General features: G+C 58.4%; 15 protein-coding genes and 2 pseudogenes. 12 read left to right on the top strand and 5 right to left on the bottom strand.

Translation table 11 applies throughout. From position 1 onward, the window contains the following. Positions 1 to 127: 127 nt before the first annotated feature. Both GIV26_RS12345 and GIV26_RS12340 read left to right on the top strand, forming a co-directional pair. Positions 128 to 802 carry a response regulator transcription factor gene (locus tag GIV26_RS12345; RefSeq protein WP_034126172.1) on the top strand — a complete coding sequence of 225 codons (675 nt, stop codon included), beginning with the start codon at positions 128 to 130 and terminating at the stop codon, positions 800 to 802. Further along, the gene (locus tag GIV26_RS12340; RefSeq protein ID WP_236280760.1) at positions 795 to 2,123 is read left to right on the top strand and encodes a sensor histidine kinase; all 1,329 of its coding nucleotides are present in this window, start codon (positions 795 to 797) and stop codon (positions 2,121 to 2,123) included. The genes GIV26_RS12345 and GIV26_RS12340 overlap by 8 nt, the downstream gene beginning before the upstream one ends. Before the next feature lie 10 nt (positions 2,124 to 2,133). Here GIV26_RS12340 and GIV26_RS12335 read toward each other — a convergent pair whose 3' ends face one another. Next, positions 2,134 to 2,508, bottom strand: a complete 375-nt coding sequence (locus GIV26_RS12335; protein ID WP_236280758.1) for a hotdog fold domain-containing protein — start codon at positions 2,506 to 2,508, stop codon at positions 2,134 to 2,136. A 19-nt stretch (positions 2,509 to 2,527) separates the two neighbouring features. Here GIV26_RS12335 and GIV26_RS12330 point away from each other — a divergent pair. The 5 genes and pseudogenes from GIV26_RS12330 to GIV26_RS12310 all read left to right on the top strand — a co-directional run. Further along, a pseudogene (locus tag GIV26_RS12330) lies at positions 2,528 to 2,743 on the top strand (TetR/AcrR family transcriptional regulator); the annotation flags it as partial. 336 nt (positions 2,744 to 3,079) lie between these two features. Beyond that, positions 3,080 to 4,291: a YeeE/YedE family protein gene (locus GIV26_RS12325; RefSeq protein WP_103299821.1), complete on the top strand. Its 1,212-nt coding sequence runs from the start codon at positions 3,080 to 3,082 to the stop codon at positions 4,289 to 4,291. After that, entirely contained in the window at positions 4,281 to 4,814 is a 534-nt protein-coding gene (locus tag GIV26_RS12320) for a GNAT family N-acetyltransferase (RefSeq protein WP_236280756.1), read from the top strand. The genes GIV26_RS12325 and GIV26_RS12320 overlap by 11 nt, the downstream gene beginning before the upstream one ends. 91 nt (positions 4,815 to 4,905) lie before the next feature. Further along, positions 4,906 to 5,448: a cysteine hydrolase family protein gene (locus tag GIV26_RS12315; protein ID WP_236280755.1), complete on the top strand. Its 543-nt coding sequence runs from the start codon at positions 4,906 to 4,908 to the stop codon at positions 5,446 to 5,448. A 4-nt stretch (positions 5,449 to 5,452) separates the two neighbouring features. Beyond that, positions 5,453 to 6,448 (top strand): GlxA family transcriptional regulator, encoded by a 996-nt coding sequence (locus tag GIV26_RS12310; protein ID WP_236280753.1) that lies wholly within the window; start codon positions 5,453 to 5,455, stop codon positions 6,446 to 6,448. Here the strand turns inward: GIV26_RS12310 and GIV26_RS12305 are convergent. Continuing rightward, positions 6,420 to 6,590, bottom strand: a complete 171-nt coding sequence (locus tag GIV26_RS12305; protein ID WP_105227431.1) for a DUF2986 domain-containing protein — start codon at positions 6,588 to 6,590, stop codon at positions 6,420 to 6,422. The genes GIV26_RS12310 and GIV26_RS12305 overlap by 29 nt on opposite strands. A gap of 197 nt (positions 6,591 to 6,787) precedes the next feature. Then, complete coding sequence (locus GIV26_RS12300) at positions 6,788 to 7,816, bottom strand: alpha/beta hydrolase family protein (protein WP_236280750.1); 1,029 nt, start codon at positions 7,814 to 7,816, stop codon at positions 6,788 to 6,790. A 138-nt stretch (positions 7,817 to 7,954) separates the two neighbouring features. Here GIV26_RS12300 and GIV26_RS12295 point away from each other — a divergent pair, with 138 nt between their 5' ends. Beyond that, positions 7,955 to 8,413: a MerR family transcriptional regulator gene (locus GIV26_RS12295; protein WP_236280748.1), complete on the top strand. Its 459-nt coding sequence runs from the start codon at positions 7,955 to 7,957 to the stop codon at positions 8,411 to 8,413. Positions 8,414 to 8,755: 342 nt separating this feature from the next. Here GIV26_RS12295 and GIV26_RS12290 read toward each other — a convergent pair whose 3' ends face one another. After that, positions 8,756 to 9,367 carry a DapH/DapD/GlmU-related protein gene (locus GIV26_RS12290; RefSeq protein WP_236280746.1) on the bottom strand — a complete coding sequence of 204 codons (612 nt, stop codon included), beginning with the start codon at positions 9,365 to 9,367 and terminating at the stop codon, positions 8,756 to 8,758. A 78-nt stretch (positions 9,368 to 9,445) separates the two neighbouring features. Next, a complete protein-coding gene (locus GIV26_RS12285) occupies positions 9,446 to 10,783 on the bottom strand; it encodes a hypothetical protein (protein ID WP_236280744.1) in 1,338 nt (445 codons plus the stop codon). Between the two features lie 345 nt (positions 10,784 to 11,128). On the opposite strand from GIV26_RS12285, the gene GIV26_RS12280 reads away from it, so the two are divergent. The 4 genes and pseudogenes from GIV26_RS12280 to GIV26_RS12265 all read left to right on the top strand — a co-directional run. Next, a complete protein-coding gene (locus GIV26_RS12280; RefSeq protein WP_236280742.1) occupies positions 11,129 to 11,431 on the top strand; it encodes a type II toxin-antitoxin system RelE/ParE family toxin in 303 nt (100 codons plus the stop codon). A 1-nt stretch (position 11,432) separates the two neighbouring features. Further along, a complete protein-coding gene (locus GIV26_RS12275) occupies positions 11,433 to 11,816 on the top strand; it encodes an addiction module antidote protein (RefSeq protein ID WP_056785934.1) in 384 nt (127 codons plus the stop codon). 210 nt (positions 11,817 to 12,026) lie between these two features. Beyond that, a complete protein-coding gene (locus GIV26_RS12270; RefSeq protein WP_034126182.1) occupies positions 12,027 to 12,662 on the top strand; it encodes a lytic polysaccharide monooxygenase auxiliary activity family 9 protein in 636 nt (211 codons plus the stop codon). 40 nt (positions 12,663 to 12,702) lie between these two features. After that, positions 12,703 to 13,701, top strand: a pseudogene (locus tag GIV26_RS12265) (chitinase); the annotation flags it as partial. Positions 13,702 to 13,835: the final 134 nt, after the last annotated feature.

The following is a 13,835-nucleotide window of genomic DNA, read 5'->3' as shown; positions in this document are numbered from 1 at the left end:
CGAGCTCTGGATAAGAAGAGCCTTAGCCTAAGCAGCACGGGGTTAACACCAGGTAAACATCGCAGGAAACGGCCCGACTTCCGCTATCCTTCACACCGCTGAGCACCATCTGCCCGAGGGTTTTTCCGTGCATATTCATCTGCTGCTGGTCGAGGACAACCTGGACCTGGCCACCACTGTCATCGAGTACCTGGAGATCAGCGGTATCGTCTGCGATCACGCCAGCAATGGCCAGGCCGGGCTCAACCTGGCGCTCAACCAGCATTACGACGTCATTCTGCTGGACATCATGCTGCCGCGACTGAACGGCCAGCAGTTGTGCGCAGGGTTACGCCAGCAAGGCATCCAGACCCCCATCCTGATGCTGACCTCGCTGGATGCGTTGCCCGACAAGCTCGCCAGTTTTGCTGCGGGAGCCGACGACTACCTGGTCAAGCCGTTCGAGCTTGCCGAGCTGGTGGCGCGGATTCGCGCCTTGAGCCTGCGGCGCAGCGGCCAGACCAGCCGCCTGCAAGTGGACGACTTGGTCATGGAGCTGACCACCCGTAAAGTCAGCCGGGCAGGGCAGGAGCTGCATCTGTCACCCATTTGCTGGGCCTTGCTGGAGCACTTGATGCGCGCCAGCCCCGAGCCTGTTCCCAGGGAGCGGTTGGAAAGCAAAATCTGGGGCGATGAGCCGCCTGACAGTAATACGCTCAAAGTGCATATGCATCGGCTGCGCAAGACGGTAGACAAACCTTTTGGCCGGCCATTGATCCATACCCTGGCGGGTGTCGGCATCCAGGTAAAGGCCCATGCGTAGCGGCCTGAGCCTGAAGTGGGTAATCAGCGGCAGTTTCCTGTGTCTGATTGCGGTGGTGCTGGTGATCTATAGCAGGCTGCTACCTGAATTCACCGTGCGCGGCCTGTTCTACACCGCCAGCGCGATGATGGAGGAGGAAGCCCTGTATTTTCTCCGGCACTACAAACAGGACCCGACCACGCCGACGCCGCACAATTACTACTACACCAGCGTCATCGGCAAGGAGGCGTTGCCGCAGGACGTGCGCGAGTTGCTGAATGCACCGCCGAGCCTGTCCTTTGGTGCGGTGAATATCTTCGGCGATCTCTATTCCGATGACGACGAGGCGCCGTTCCATATAGTTCTCGAACAACCTCTGGGCGACGGCAAAACCCTCTACATGTATGACATCGACCACGATAAGGAGGTAGGGGGTGAGGTGGAGACGCCATTGTCCGACGCCTACTTTGACCAGGTACTGGAAAGCGTCCAGCTCATCAGCCTGGCCGTATTCGTGCCGGCGCTGATTATCATCGCGCTGTTGGTGTGGTGGTTGGTGCGTCCGCTGGGACGTCTGATCCAATGGTCCAGCACCCTGAACAATCCTGACGCCCTGGCCAGCGAGCGGCCGGGTTTCAACTTCAAGGAGTTCAATATGTTGGCCGATGCCCTGGCCAAAAGTGTTGAACAAGTGCAGGCCGCCAGCCAGCGTGAAGGCCGCTTGTTGCGCTACACCAGCCATGAACTGCGCACGCCGCTGGCGGTGCTCAAGGCCAATATCGAATTGTTGGCCCTGCAATCGGGTGGTGTGCTACCACCCTCGTTGCAGCGCGTAGAACGCTCGGTGCTCAATATGCAGCTCATCGCCGAGACATTGCTGTGGATGAGCCGCGAACGTCCAGAGTCGTTGCCCGAGGAAGACGTTAATCTGAGCGAGGTAGTTGGCGAACTGATTGAAAGGCACCGCTACCTGATCGGTCACCGGGATATTGAGCTAAGCATCGACATCCACAACGAACCTTGCCGGCTGCCCCCTACGGCGTGCCGTATCGTGATCGGTAACTTCCTGCGCAATGCGCTGCAATACGCGGAAGAGGGCACGGTAGATATCAGTTTCAAATACCCCCGGCTGGTGATTGCCAATTACATCAGTGAGGTCAAGCCGCGGCAGGAGTCCGATGATTTTGGATATGGGCTTGGGTTGCAGTTGATGCGGCAGTTGTGCGCAAAGCTGGGCTGGCAGATTGAGGTGATCCGCGAGCAACAGCGGTTTACGGTCGTTCTTGATTTTACGAATGTACGGGACACGCCGCCGGCAGACGGCGCACCTGGAGTCTGTTGAACGATTGTGCCTAAGCGAGCTTCACATTCATGGTGATGTGGGCGGTGAAGACCTTGACGCCGCCCGCATCGAAGATCTCCACCGGCACGATCTTGTCTCCGGCGGTTTGCCAATCGATAGCGCTGCCATCGGCAACAGCGCGGATATCGGTTTTCGCCTTGGCCAGATATTCAACAGTCATGCCTTTGGGAATCCAGCGTGCGCCTGCGGGGATCGACGCGTCGGTCATCATGCCGCCGGCCAGTTCGGCGGCGTTGCACAGTGCGATGGCATGCGCCGAGGCCAGGTGACTGGTGATTTCCTTGCGAAACGGCACGGTGACCACCGCATGGTTGGGTTTGAGCTCCGCGATCTCGGGAGTGATGGTGCTGAAGTAGGGCGCCATTTGGCACGCCAGGCTGCTGAATAAACAGCGCAACCAACAGTTGAAGGAGTGGATGAGCGGGGAAGGGCGCAAGGAGCATTTCAGTCACTTGCCTGCCGAGCTGATCCCTTCGCTGATCATTGGCGCGGCGGAAAGTTATTCGCGTGCGTGGTTGTCGGCGAAGGTCAAAAAGAGCCCATTTGAATACCGCGAACTGCTGGCTGAAGCAGCGTGGACGTCGATCAGCCTGGGTTAGTCAGTCCTCCATCCCCTGTGGGAGCTGTCGAGCTTTAGCGAGGCTGCGAAAGCGGTAGTTCAGGCGATGAAGAGGTTGCCTGTGCCGCCGCCTTCGCAGCCTCGCTAAAGCTCGACAGCTCCCACATTTGGGCGGTGTTATTGTCGAGAATTGTGTTTGGCGCGATGGTCCTGCAAAGCGTGATTCCACATACACAGCCGATCCCCTGTGGGAGCTGTCGAGCTTTAGCGAGGCTGCGAAAGCGGTGGTTCAAACGATGATCCTTTCGGTAATGGCCCACCTGATCAAATTCCTTCTGAGGCTATACTTGCCTCCTTCCAATCAATCGAGAACCCCATGAGCACGTCTCTTTCCCTGACGCCCGTGCGCAAGCCCGTCGCGCCACTGATTGCCTTTATCATCCTGGTGGCGGGCGCGCTGTTCCTGCAGAACATGGTCGGCGCACGCCAGGTGTTGCTGCTGGTGGTCGGCGCCGCGCTGGGCCTGACGCTGTATCACGCAGCCTTCGGTTTCACCTCGGCCTGGCGCGTGTTTATCAATGATCGGCGTGGCGCTGGCTTGCGTGCGCAGATGGTGATGCTGGCGGTGGCGGTGCTGCTGTTTTTCCCGGCGCTGGGCGCAGGCACTTTGTTCGGTCAGCCGGTCGTGGGGCTGGTGGCGCCGGCGGGTGTGTCGGTGGTGTTCGGGGCGTTTATCTTCGGGATCGGCATGCAGCTGGGCGGCGGCTGTGCGTCGGGAACCTTGTTCACCGTCGGCGGCGGTAATGCGCGGATGTTGGTGACACTGCTGTTCTTTATCTGTGGCTCGTTGATCGCCACCCATCACGTCGACTGGTGGTTTGCACTGCCATCGTTCCCGGCGGTTTCCATTGTCAAAAGTTTCGGTGTGCTGCCGGCGCTGGTCCTGAGCCTGGCGGTGTTCGCGCTGATTGCTATGGTGACCGTGCGCCTGGAAAAACGTCGCTATGGTCAACTTGAACAAGGCGTGCAAAGCGAGCACCAAGGGCTACGCCGCTTTCTGCGTGGGCCATGGCCGTTAGTGTGGGGCGCGATTGGCCTGGCGCTGCTCAACTACGCCACCCTGGCCTTGGCTGGGCGGCCGTGGGGCATTACCTCGGCGTTCGCGCTGTGGGGCGCCAAGGTGGCGAGCGGGCTGGGCGTGGACGTTGCCAGCTGGGCATTCTGGGAGATGCCGGGCAATGCCAAGGCCCTGGCTGCACCGGTGTGGGAAGACATCACCAGCGTCATGGACATCGGCATTGTCCTCGGCGCGCTGCTGGCCTCTGGCCTGGCCGGGCGTTTCGCGCCCAGCCTGAATATTCCAGCGCGCTCGTTGATCGCGGCTGTGATCGGCGGCCTGATGCTTGGCTACGGTTCGCGCCTGGCCTATGGCTGCAACATCGGCGCGTACTTCAGTGGCATCGCCTCGGGCAGCCTGCATGGCTGGGTGTGGCTGGTGGCGGCCTTTATCGGCAACGGCGTGGGCGTGCGCCTGCGGCCCTTCTTCTTTGCGGGCGAACGGCCCCAGGTGGCCTTGAGTGGCTGCTGAGCAGTCCACCCACATTCGCCTGGCGCGCGCGCAAGATGCCGGTTTGTTGCCCGCCATCGAGCAGAGCGCAGCCCAGGCATTTCGCGCAATCGAAGGGCTGGCTTGGCTGGCGGATGCCGCGCCGATCGGCGTCGAGTGCCATCGGCAGTGGATCGCGCTATCGACCTGTTGGGTGGTGGTTGATCACCACGATCACCCTCAAGGCTTCCTCAGCGCAGAACGCTTTGGCGACGACCTGCATATCCATGAAGTGTCGGTTGCCCAGCCGCTGCAAGGCCAGGGCTGGGGGCGCAGATTGGTGGAAACGGCGATAGAGCATGCCCGCGCCCAACACCTGCGTGCGGTGACGCTGACCACCTTCGTGCATGTACCCTGGAATGCTCCGTTCTACCGGCGCCTTGGCTTTGCCCCTTACCTTGATTCGCGTATGGAAACGATCCTGGCGGATGAGTACGCCCATGGCTTCGAACCCGGCAGCCGTTGTGCCATGGCGTGCCCGGTGACATGTCCGAATCCGTCCTGAAGTAGTCTGCCTTGCGTCTGTCGCGCACTGTGGGTGGTCCTTACCATGGCGTGCATCGCTTACCCGCAGATGCAAGCCACAAGGACTGTCCATGACCCATAAAGCCCTGATCGTGATCGACGCGCAACATTCCTTCCGCCATTCAACCTACTGGTCCGAAAATGACCTGCCCGACTACCTGGAAAAACAGCAGGCGCTCATCGACGGCTGTATTCAGCGGGGCATCCCGGTGATACAAGTCTTCCATGTTGAAGACCTGGGGCATTTCTCCATGCAGTCGGGCAACGTCAGGGCATTGAGCGAGCTATCGATCAATCCGCAGTTGGTCATCCACAAGCGCTATCACAGTGCTTTGGCCGGTACGCCACTGGCCGCTCGGTTGGTGGAAATGGGCGTCACCACCTTGATCATCAGCGGCATCCGCACCGAGCAATGCTGCGAGACCACCACGCGGCAGGCTGCGGACAGCGGCTTCAAGGTGGATTTTGTCAGCGAGGCGACGTTGACCTTCCCGATGACCCACGCGCGTAGCGGCCGGGTCTATACGCCGGCCGAGATTCGCGAACGCACGGAGTTGGTCCTCGATGACCGCTTCGCCCGCATCGTAACGGTCGCCCAGGCCCTGGCAGAGTGAAGCGGTGAGCGTACCGGTGCTGTTCGTGCTATTGCCAAACGTGCTGATGCTCGACCTGGCCGGGCCTGCGGAAGTGCTGCGCCTGGCCGCGCAGGTCGATGACCCGGCGGCGGTGGATTTCGACTTGCAATACGTCAGCCCGGTAGCAACGCTGCACACCTCCATCGGCTTGCCGCTGACGGGGCTGGCGCCGCTGCCGCCGACCCTGGTCCCCGGTACGCTGGTGGTGTTGGTGGGCTCCACGATGAACGTGTCGAAAACCCACCAAAAGGCCTTCGAATCGGCCAGCCATCAGCTCACCCAGTGGCTGCATAACGTCTTCGCGCCCTCGGCCGAGCATCTAGTGTGCGTGTGCGCCGGCGCGTTGAGTGCCGCCAGGGCCGGGCTGCTCGATGGGCGCCAATGCACCACGCATCATTCTCTGTGCGCCACCTTGCAGGCCCTCGCCCCCAAGGCCCGGGTTTTGGAAAACCGCCTGTACGTCACCGATGGCGCGGTCAGTTGCAGCGCCGGTGTCACAGCGGGTATCGACCTGATGCTGCACCTGGTTGCCGAACTGGCCGGGCCACGGCTGGCGTGCGCGGTGGCGCGAGACATGGTGGTGTACCTGCGCCGCAGCGGCAGCGACCCACAGTTGTCGCCCTGGATAACCGGGCGTAATCACCTGCACCCGGCGGTGCATCGCGTGCAAGACGCCATCGCCGCCGCCCCCTGCGAAGCCTGGACACTCACCCGCATGGCAAGCCTGGCCTGCACCAGCAGCCGGCACCTGGCGCGCCTGTTCCAGGAGCACGTACAGATCAGCCCCTTGGATTACTTGCACCGCCTGCGCCTGGCCGTAGCCCGCGAACTGCTGGCCGAGTCGGCCCTGGACATTGAAACCGTCGCCGAACGCGCAGGCTTTGGTTCGGCGCGTCATCTGCGGCGGATCTGGGCTAAATATGAAGCGGCAACCCCTTCAGCCATGCGCCTTACTCAGCAGGCGTCTCGGGGGACGTAACCGGGTCCTGGCCAACTTCGGTTTCCAGCTTCAAACGGTCGGCCTTGCTGATGTATCTGTCTTTGCTTTTTGGCGCCAGCTTGGCACTGGCCTTTTTGGCTTTGGCCTTGAAGAGCTGCTGGAGTTTTTTCTGGCGGTTCATGTTTCGTTGCCTGAAGGGGAAAGGTGCGGATGATACCAGTTTCAACAAATGTGACCGGGCGCTGGGTTAATACCAGTCAGTTAAGGCGGAGCCGGTAACTGTGGCGAGGGAGCTTGCTCCCGCTGGGCTGCCTAGAGGCCCCAAAAAAGCTGGGAGCGCTGCGCACTCCAGCGGGAGCAAGCTCCCTCGCCACAGGCTCAGCGCGCCAGGAACTGGGTGATCAGCGTGGTTATCTGCTGCTGGATCACGGGCCGTGGCCGTGCGCCTTCGCCGTCCTGGCAAATGATGCTGTCACCGGGCACATCCGCGTCGAGTACCGCCGCCGCGCCGGGTTTGCATTGCAACATAAAGCTGAAGTGATTGGCGTCGCTGATCTGCACGTACTGCGTCGAGGCTTTTGGCAGCCGCTTGGCCATGTCGGCCGATTCCATCTGCGCTGGCAAATCCGCTGACGGTACACCGGCCGCTAGCACCAACGCCCGCACCGGCAGCGCCGCCAGGCTTGCATCGGTAAACCCGCGCGACAGGCCCAGGTCCAAAGACACCACGGCGCTGACGCGCTTGTCGCTCAAGTCCGCGGCCAATTGCGCCTTCCCGTTCGGAGTGCCCTCAGGGTTCATCTCACGGTAGGCGGTACACGCGACCAGCGTCGGATGGGCGCTGCAGTCCCGGGCAAACAGCGCCGGGTCGAAACGTGCACCGGCCGTCTCCATCACCGTCCAACCCCCGAGGGAATGACCCACCACCGCGATCCGGCCGCTATCCACTGCACCGAATGGCTCGCGCTGCGCCAACAGCGCATCAATGGCCCGGCTCAAATCCTTGGGCCGTTGCCACAACTGCGCAGCGGCCTCGGCGCTGCGATCCTGGCTGGTAGTGCCAGGGTGGTTCAACGCCGCCACGATATAACCCTGCCGGGCCAGCGCACTGGCCAGCCACGCCTGCTTGCCCCAGTTACCACCGTAGCCGTGGGAGAGCACCACTAAAGGATGCTTGCCGGGCGTTGGTGCGGCATCAGGTACCGCAAGCACACCAATGAATACCAGGTTGTCGGCGATCAGCTTGGGTTGCGCGGTGGTAGTGGCGGGGTACCAGACGGCCATTTCCAATGGGCGGTTGTTGTGGGTGTCCGGCAAGGTGGTGGTTTGGAAGCCGACGGGGTTGTCTGCGGCGAATGCGGGAGCGTTCAGGCACATCAGCAGCAGAGCGGCGAGGGGGGCTTTCATGCTTTTTTCGTCCTTGAAATGAAGGGCGCAGCATGACCTGAAACGGACCGTTCAGGTAGAGGGTAACGGGCGCCTTGGCCGCCCAATGACTTTAGGTTTAAAGTCAACTTCAAGGTCAATGGTTTTTATGGATGGGACATGAGAATAGGCGAGCTGGCAAAAATCAGCGGGTTGGCGGCCTCACGCATCCGCTTTTACGAGGCGAGCGGCCTGATCCAATCGGTTGCGCGTAAATCCAACGGCTATCGAGACTATGCGCCCGGCACCGAGGCGGTGTTGGAGATCATCAAGGGTGCCCAGGCGGCAGGTTTTTCTCTGGAGGAAATCCGGCAGTTAATGCCCAGAAGTGCCGGTGGTTGGCAGCATGACGAGCTGCTCATCGGGCTCAAGCACAAGGTCGAGGAAATCGAGGTCCTGCAACAACGGCTGGCTCACAACAAGGCTCAGTTGTTGAACGTCATCAAGGGCATCGAAGGTAGGCCCGAGGGCATGGCATGTGCCGAGAATGCGCAGATGCTGATTGATCGTCTGCGCGAGGATGGGGCGGCTCCAGCGTCTTCCAAGAGAAAGAGCGCCCGCCAGGCTCCGAGGGCCTGATCGGCGCAAGGCGCTGTCGAGTCGTCGTGAAGTCGATCTTCGCTACTAAACGAAAGGGTGGCGGCTGTACGCAGGTTAGTAGACAGGGGAAACACACAAAGCCGGCGCGCCCGAGGGCGCCCTGCGCACAGCCACCATCAAGCACAGACAAGAACATCTGATTGATGAGGCTCATGCACTTTATGTTGTCACTCGGGCTACTAAACCCGATCACTGAATTGTCAGCGACCGAGCCACCTTAGAGACGCCCATCCAAGCGCACAAGCCGGCGGATTCTGACGCAACTGTAGGCAACGGAGCAAGGTGGTGCAGCGCGCTGTAGGACATGTCTACAGGCTATCGCTACTCGTAGGCGAACTGGTCAATCAACCCCAAACGCGGAACACGACTGTTTGGCTCTAATATTGCGCCTGGAGCAATGACGGCATTTGCGCCGATTTTGCAGCCGTCACCTACCAAGGCACCAAATTTGTTCACGCCAGTCTCGATCACATCGTCTGCGTAGCGGATCTTGATAGCCGCCCCATCCAGTTCGTTACGGTAATTGGCAATGATCGCCCCGGCTTCAATATTTACGCCTTCGCCTATCAACGAGTCGCCGACAAAATTGAAGTGCGCCAGCTTGCTCGCGGCAAGCATGAAGCTGCTTTTCAACTCGCAGCTTGGGCCCACGATGCAATTTTTGCCCAGATAAACGCCGCCACGCAGGTAGGCGCCTGTGGCTACGAATGAGCCTTCACCGATGATGATCGGCCCCTTCAGCACAGCGCCTTCTTCGACAGTGGCCGTTTCGTGGATGGCGCAGTTTCCGTGGCGGCGGTAGCCTGCGCCGAGGCGTGAAAGCAATCCCAGGACTTGGTTTTCGCAGTCCTGGGCTATCAACCAGGCGGCGCGAGTGCCGATGCCGAGTGAGGGCCATTGGGGAATGAATGTGCTGATCTCAGGGGGCTTCATAGGAAGTCCTTCGAAGTGGGTGTGGCGGATAGAATCGTTCGCTCATCTGGAACTCCAAGAGGTTCAGATAAGGTGAAATTACTCTATCGGCGCCGGCATTGCCATTGGGCGTTCAACGATCACTAGCATTAACTGATAAATGAAATTCGACATCGTGTCATTCCAGATATCGTCATGTCCCGTCATCACCGATGCGTCAGTTCGAATGTTTGAAATCGGAAATCGATAGGGGATGAAGCCTTCGTCAATAGGACCTCGTGCCAAATATTTATCCCCTATTACACGTTCGCAGTCATAAGCTTTCTCGCAACGAGTAACTAATAAAGCTGACACTCCGTCGGCTCCAGTACCTGGAATGCATAAGTCTTTTGGGGATTTATTGATGGCCTCCAGTGGAAGTGGGTCGAGCGTAGAGCTTGTGCAAGTTGCTGCCACTAACTGATGAGTGATGTAGGGCTCATAGTGCCCTATCGCCGTAGTATTCAAAGCCCGGTAATATTTGTCCGGGTATGCTTGAAATAAGGTTCCTAAATTTCTGCCCCATGAGAAGGCATCCTTCGTAGCCCAATCAGCAGTGGTCGTGACGACCACCAAACTCGGTCTGAGAGGACTGTAGTACTCATAGGATCTTGCCAAGTCAAAGAGCGGTTTCATGCGCATAGCTTCGAAGGCAGGATTAACTAGAAGCGTTAAGTCGGCAACCGATGTCGCTTTCGAGCTTTCGCTCCCGTATGCGTCGCGGCGGATTTGGTCCCCAAGCGTCTGTGAGATGGAGGAATAAAGAATTGCTCCGCCAAAGCTGTGCCCAATCACGATTAAACGGGAGTCGGGGTTCATTTCGCGGATATTAGATAGCTTGCGTAGAAGCTCCGAAACCCCGCCGCCATTTCCAACGTTATGCGCTGTAGCTTTTCTATCCCAGAATGTAAGTAAATAGCTGCTCCAGCCGACGAGCGGAGTTTGCTTGTCGATAGAGTCGCCGCGCCAAGCGACATAAATGCCCATTGTTTTATTCGGTGTGTTTTTTGTATTACCGAATCTGGTTACCAGGTTTTGAAAATTATCAATGTCACTGTCGTCGACTCTGGAGGAGTGATGCCACCCGTGGATATAAACAATAATGTTGCCCCCAGATCGCGCGACGTCTCGAGCTGTATTCACGCCTGAGTCCAACTGGCGCCGACTAAATGAATTACCAAACTCGTCAAATTCAACAAAGTAAATACAGTTTTGGTTTTTCTCGTCTGAGTCCGCACATTGCATGGTTTTTTGCGCGTCGAGTGTTTTATGTGGGGTAATCCGGCCGTCTGGGCCAGGCGCAGGATCAGGCGTTACTCGATAGGGCCCTTGTGGCATACAGGCGGTACTAAGTGTCGCCATCAAAACGAGCATAGCCAGTCGTTGTACTGTGCTCATTTTCGAGTCCTTTTGTTAGATGGCGTTGTGCCTTTATGGACGATAGCTGACAGTCAGACGCTCTGCAATATCGGGTGAGGGGGGCTGATTTAATTACCCTAGATAAAATCGCCGAGCAGTCATGAATGTGGTCACAACCACTCAGCGATCTTTCAAGTGGGTGGACGATGTGTGAGGGTTGATGGCGCTACTCCAAGGCGACTCGGTGCCTGAGGACACAAGCGCTAATAGTATTGCCCGGCTGCCTGCGCGGAGGCTGGACTAGGATTTTTTCTGGCGGTGCACACCGACATTAAAAATTCACTGGCATCTACAAGAAGTAGCCAGTAGGCTACATATGACTCTGTGATCAATACGATTGGCAGGACGCCCGAGTTCGATACATGGCTCGACGGTATGAGGGATGTGTGGGGAAAAACGGCTGTGCTGATCCGCCTGGATCGAGCCGAAGAAAACAATTTTGGCGATTGCCAGCCTGTAGGCGATGGCATGAGTGAAATGCGCGTGTTTGTCGGGCCCGGCTACAGGATTTACTTTGTGCGCACGGGCGTCACCGCTTACCTGATGCTGTGGGGGAGCGATAAAACCGACCAGAAACGAGGAATCAAGCGGGCAAAAGAGATTCTTGATGCCCTGAGAGGTCAATGACATGAGTCAGTCAACATTCAAACCAGAGGACATGCCGATCCTCGAGCTGGATACATCCGGCACCAGTGCCTATGAGGCTTCACGCTTCCTTGATAGCCCGCAAACCATCAGTGCCTATCTTGCGCAAAGCATGGCGTGCCATGACCCGCAAGTCCTTATGAAAGCGCTGGCCGAGGTTGCCAAGGCCCAGGGTGTGAACAAGGTTGCCGAAGCGGCGGGGGTGAATCGGGAGAGCCTGTATAAAACCCTGAAAGGCGGCTCAAAGACGCGTTATGAGACGGTCCAGAAGCTGATGCTGGCATTGGGGGTGGAACTGACGGTGCGACCGATTACTGCGACCCCCCCTAAAAAAACGGCTGCCATCGGTACAGAGAAGCTGTATTGAAATGCGCATGGTCTTGTAGGAAATCGACCTCTGGAAGCGTAAGGGTTTCCCTATAATACTGTTTATATATCCAGTATTTGCAGGTCTGCGCGCTCATGAACCGAAAATGAGTGAAAAATGGGCCTGTGGCAAAAAAAAGCCACTCCGTTAGGTTGAGGTCCTCTCCTTCAAGAAAGGGAGAGTTCTTAATCAAGTGAATGGAGTCACAACATGAACAAACCACAAACCCAGACACCTCTTCGCCATGGTCGTGTCACATCCCCTTCCAGCCGTGGCGCAGTCGCCGTGGATCTTGGCCTGCTGGAGACCTGGCAGGTCAATGAAATGGAAGGCGGCAAGAACTTCCCGGCACTGACGGCCGGTCCGTTCCCGGCGCCTTACCAAACCGACAGTGACAGCGTCACCCCGCCAGCCGACGGCTTCATCCTCAGCGGTGGCAAGACCGATGCCCGTGACTGCATCAACTTCACCCACGAGGAAATGGCCAAGCAACTCGGCCGCGCCTTCACCTGGCCGTTGCTCAATGTCGAGCCGGGTCAGACCTTCAAGGTCACTTGGGCATACACCGCGCCGCACACCACCCGTGGCTATCGCTGGCTGATCACCAAGGATGGCTGGGATCCGAAACAGCGCATCACCCGCGCACAACTGGAAACCCAGCCGTTCGCTGAAGACTTCTATGCCCAGGTGCCGTACTACAGCCATGCAGGCGAACTGAAGGCCAAGGTCAATCATGAAGTGAAACTGCCGGCCAACAAGAAGGGCCAGCATGTGATTGTGTTGATGTGGATCGTCGCCAACACCGGCAACGCCTTCTATCAAGCCTTCGATGTGGACTTCAAATAAGCCCGCACCGTTAAACCCACACGTTCTGAAGGATTAGAACATGTCAAAGATTGACTTTACCTCACTGCAATCGCCGCTCAACGATGCCGCTTCGCTGATGCCGAGCATTGCCGGCAAAAAGATCCTCATGGGCTTCTGGCACAACTGGCCTGCCGGCCCGAGCGATGGCTACCAGCGTGGCCAGTTCGCCAATATGAGCCTGGTGGATGTGCCAAAGGATTACAACGTGGTGGCCGTGGCCTTCATGAAGGGCAGCGGTATCCCAACCTTCACCCCGTACAAGCTGTCCGACGCCGAGTTCCGTCGCCAGGTGAGTGTGCTGAACAGCCAGGGCAGGGCGGTGCTGATTTCCCTTGGCGGCGCCGATGCACACATCGAACTGCATAAAGGCAACGAACAGCCACTGGCCAGCGAAATTATCCGCCTGGTGGAAACCTATGGCTTTGATGGCCTGGATATCGATCTTGAACAGAGCGCGATTGATTTCGCCGACAACAAGACTGTCCTGCCCGCCGCCTTGAAACTGGTCAAGGACCACTACGCAGGTCAAGGCAAACACTTCATCATCAGCATGGCACCGGAGTTTCCGTACCTCACCACCGCCGGCAAATACGTCGGTTACATCCAGGCGCTGGAAGGCTATTACGACTTCATCGCCCCGCAGTATTACAACCAGGGGGGCGACGGCATCTGGGTGCAGGAGGTCAACAATGGCAACGGCGCCTGGATTGCCCAGAACAACGACGCAATGAAAGAGGACTTTCTGTTTTACCTGACCGAAAGTCTGGTGAGCGGAACGCGCGGGTTTACCAAAATCCCGGCAGACAAGTTCGTCATTGGCCTGCCCGCCAACGTCGATGCGGCTGCCACCGGTTATGTAGTCAACCCGACAGCCGTGACCAATACATTCAAGCGTTTGCACGACAAAGGATTGTCGATCAAGGGCCTGATGACCTGGTCGGTGAATTGGGACAACGGGATCAGCAAAGACCACGTGCCCTACAACTGGGAATTCAGCCGCCGTTATGGGCCGATGATCAGTGGCACTGATCTCGCTGGCCTAGGGCAGGACGAGGCGGATCTGGAGGTCGCCAATCGGCAGTAGCGCAAAAGGGGCCTCTGGCAGACGTGCCAGAGGTCCAACAGCTAAGCTTCTGATCTGACTAAAATCCG

Origin of the sequence: Pseudomonas sp. PA-1-3F (genome assembly GCF_021609665.1) — a bacterium.
In the GTDB taxonomy this organism is placed as follows: Bacteria; Pseudomonadota; Gammaproteobacteria; order Pseudomonadales; family Pseudomonadaceae; genus Aquipseudomonas; species Aquipseudomonas paracarnis.
This window is presented reverse-complemented; position numbering and strand designations above follow the sequence as displayed.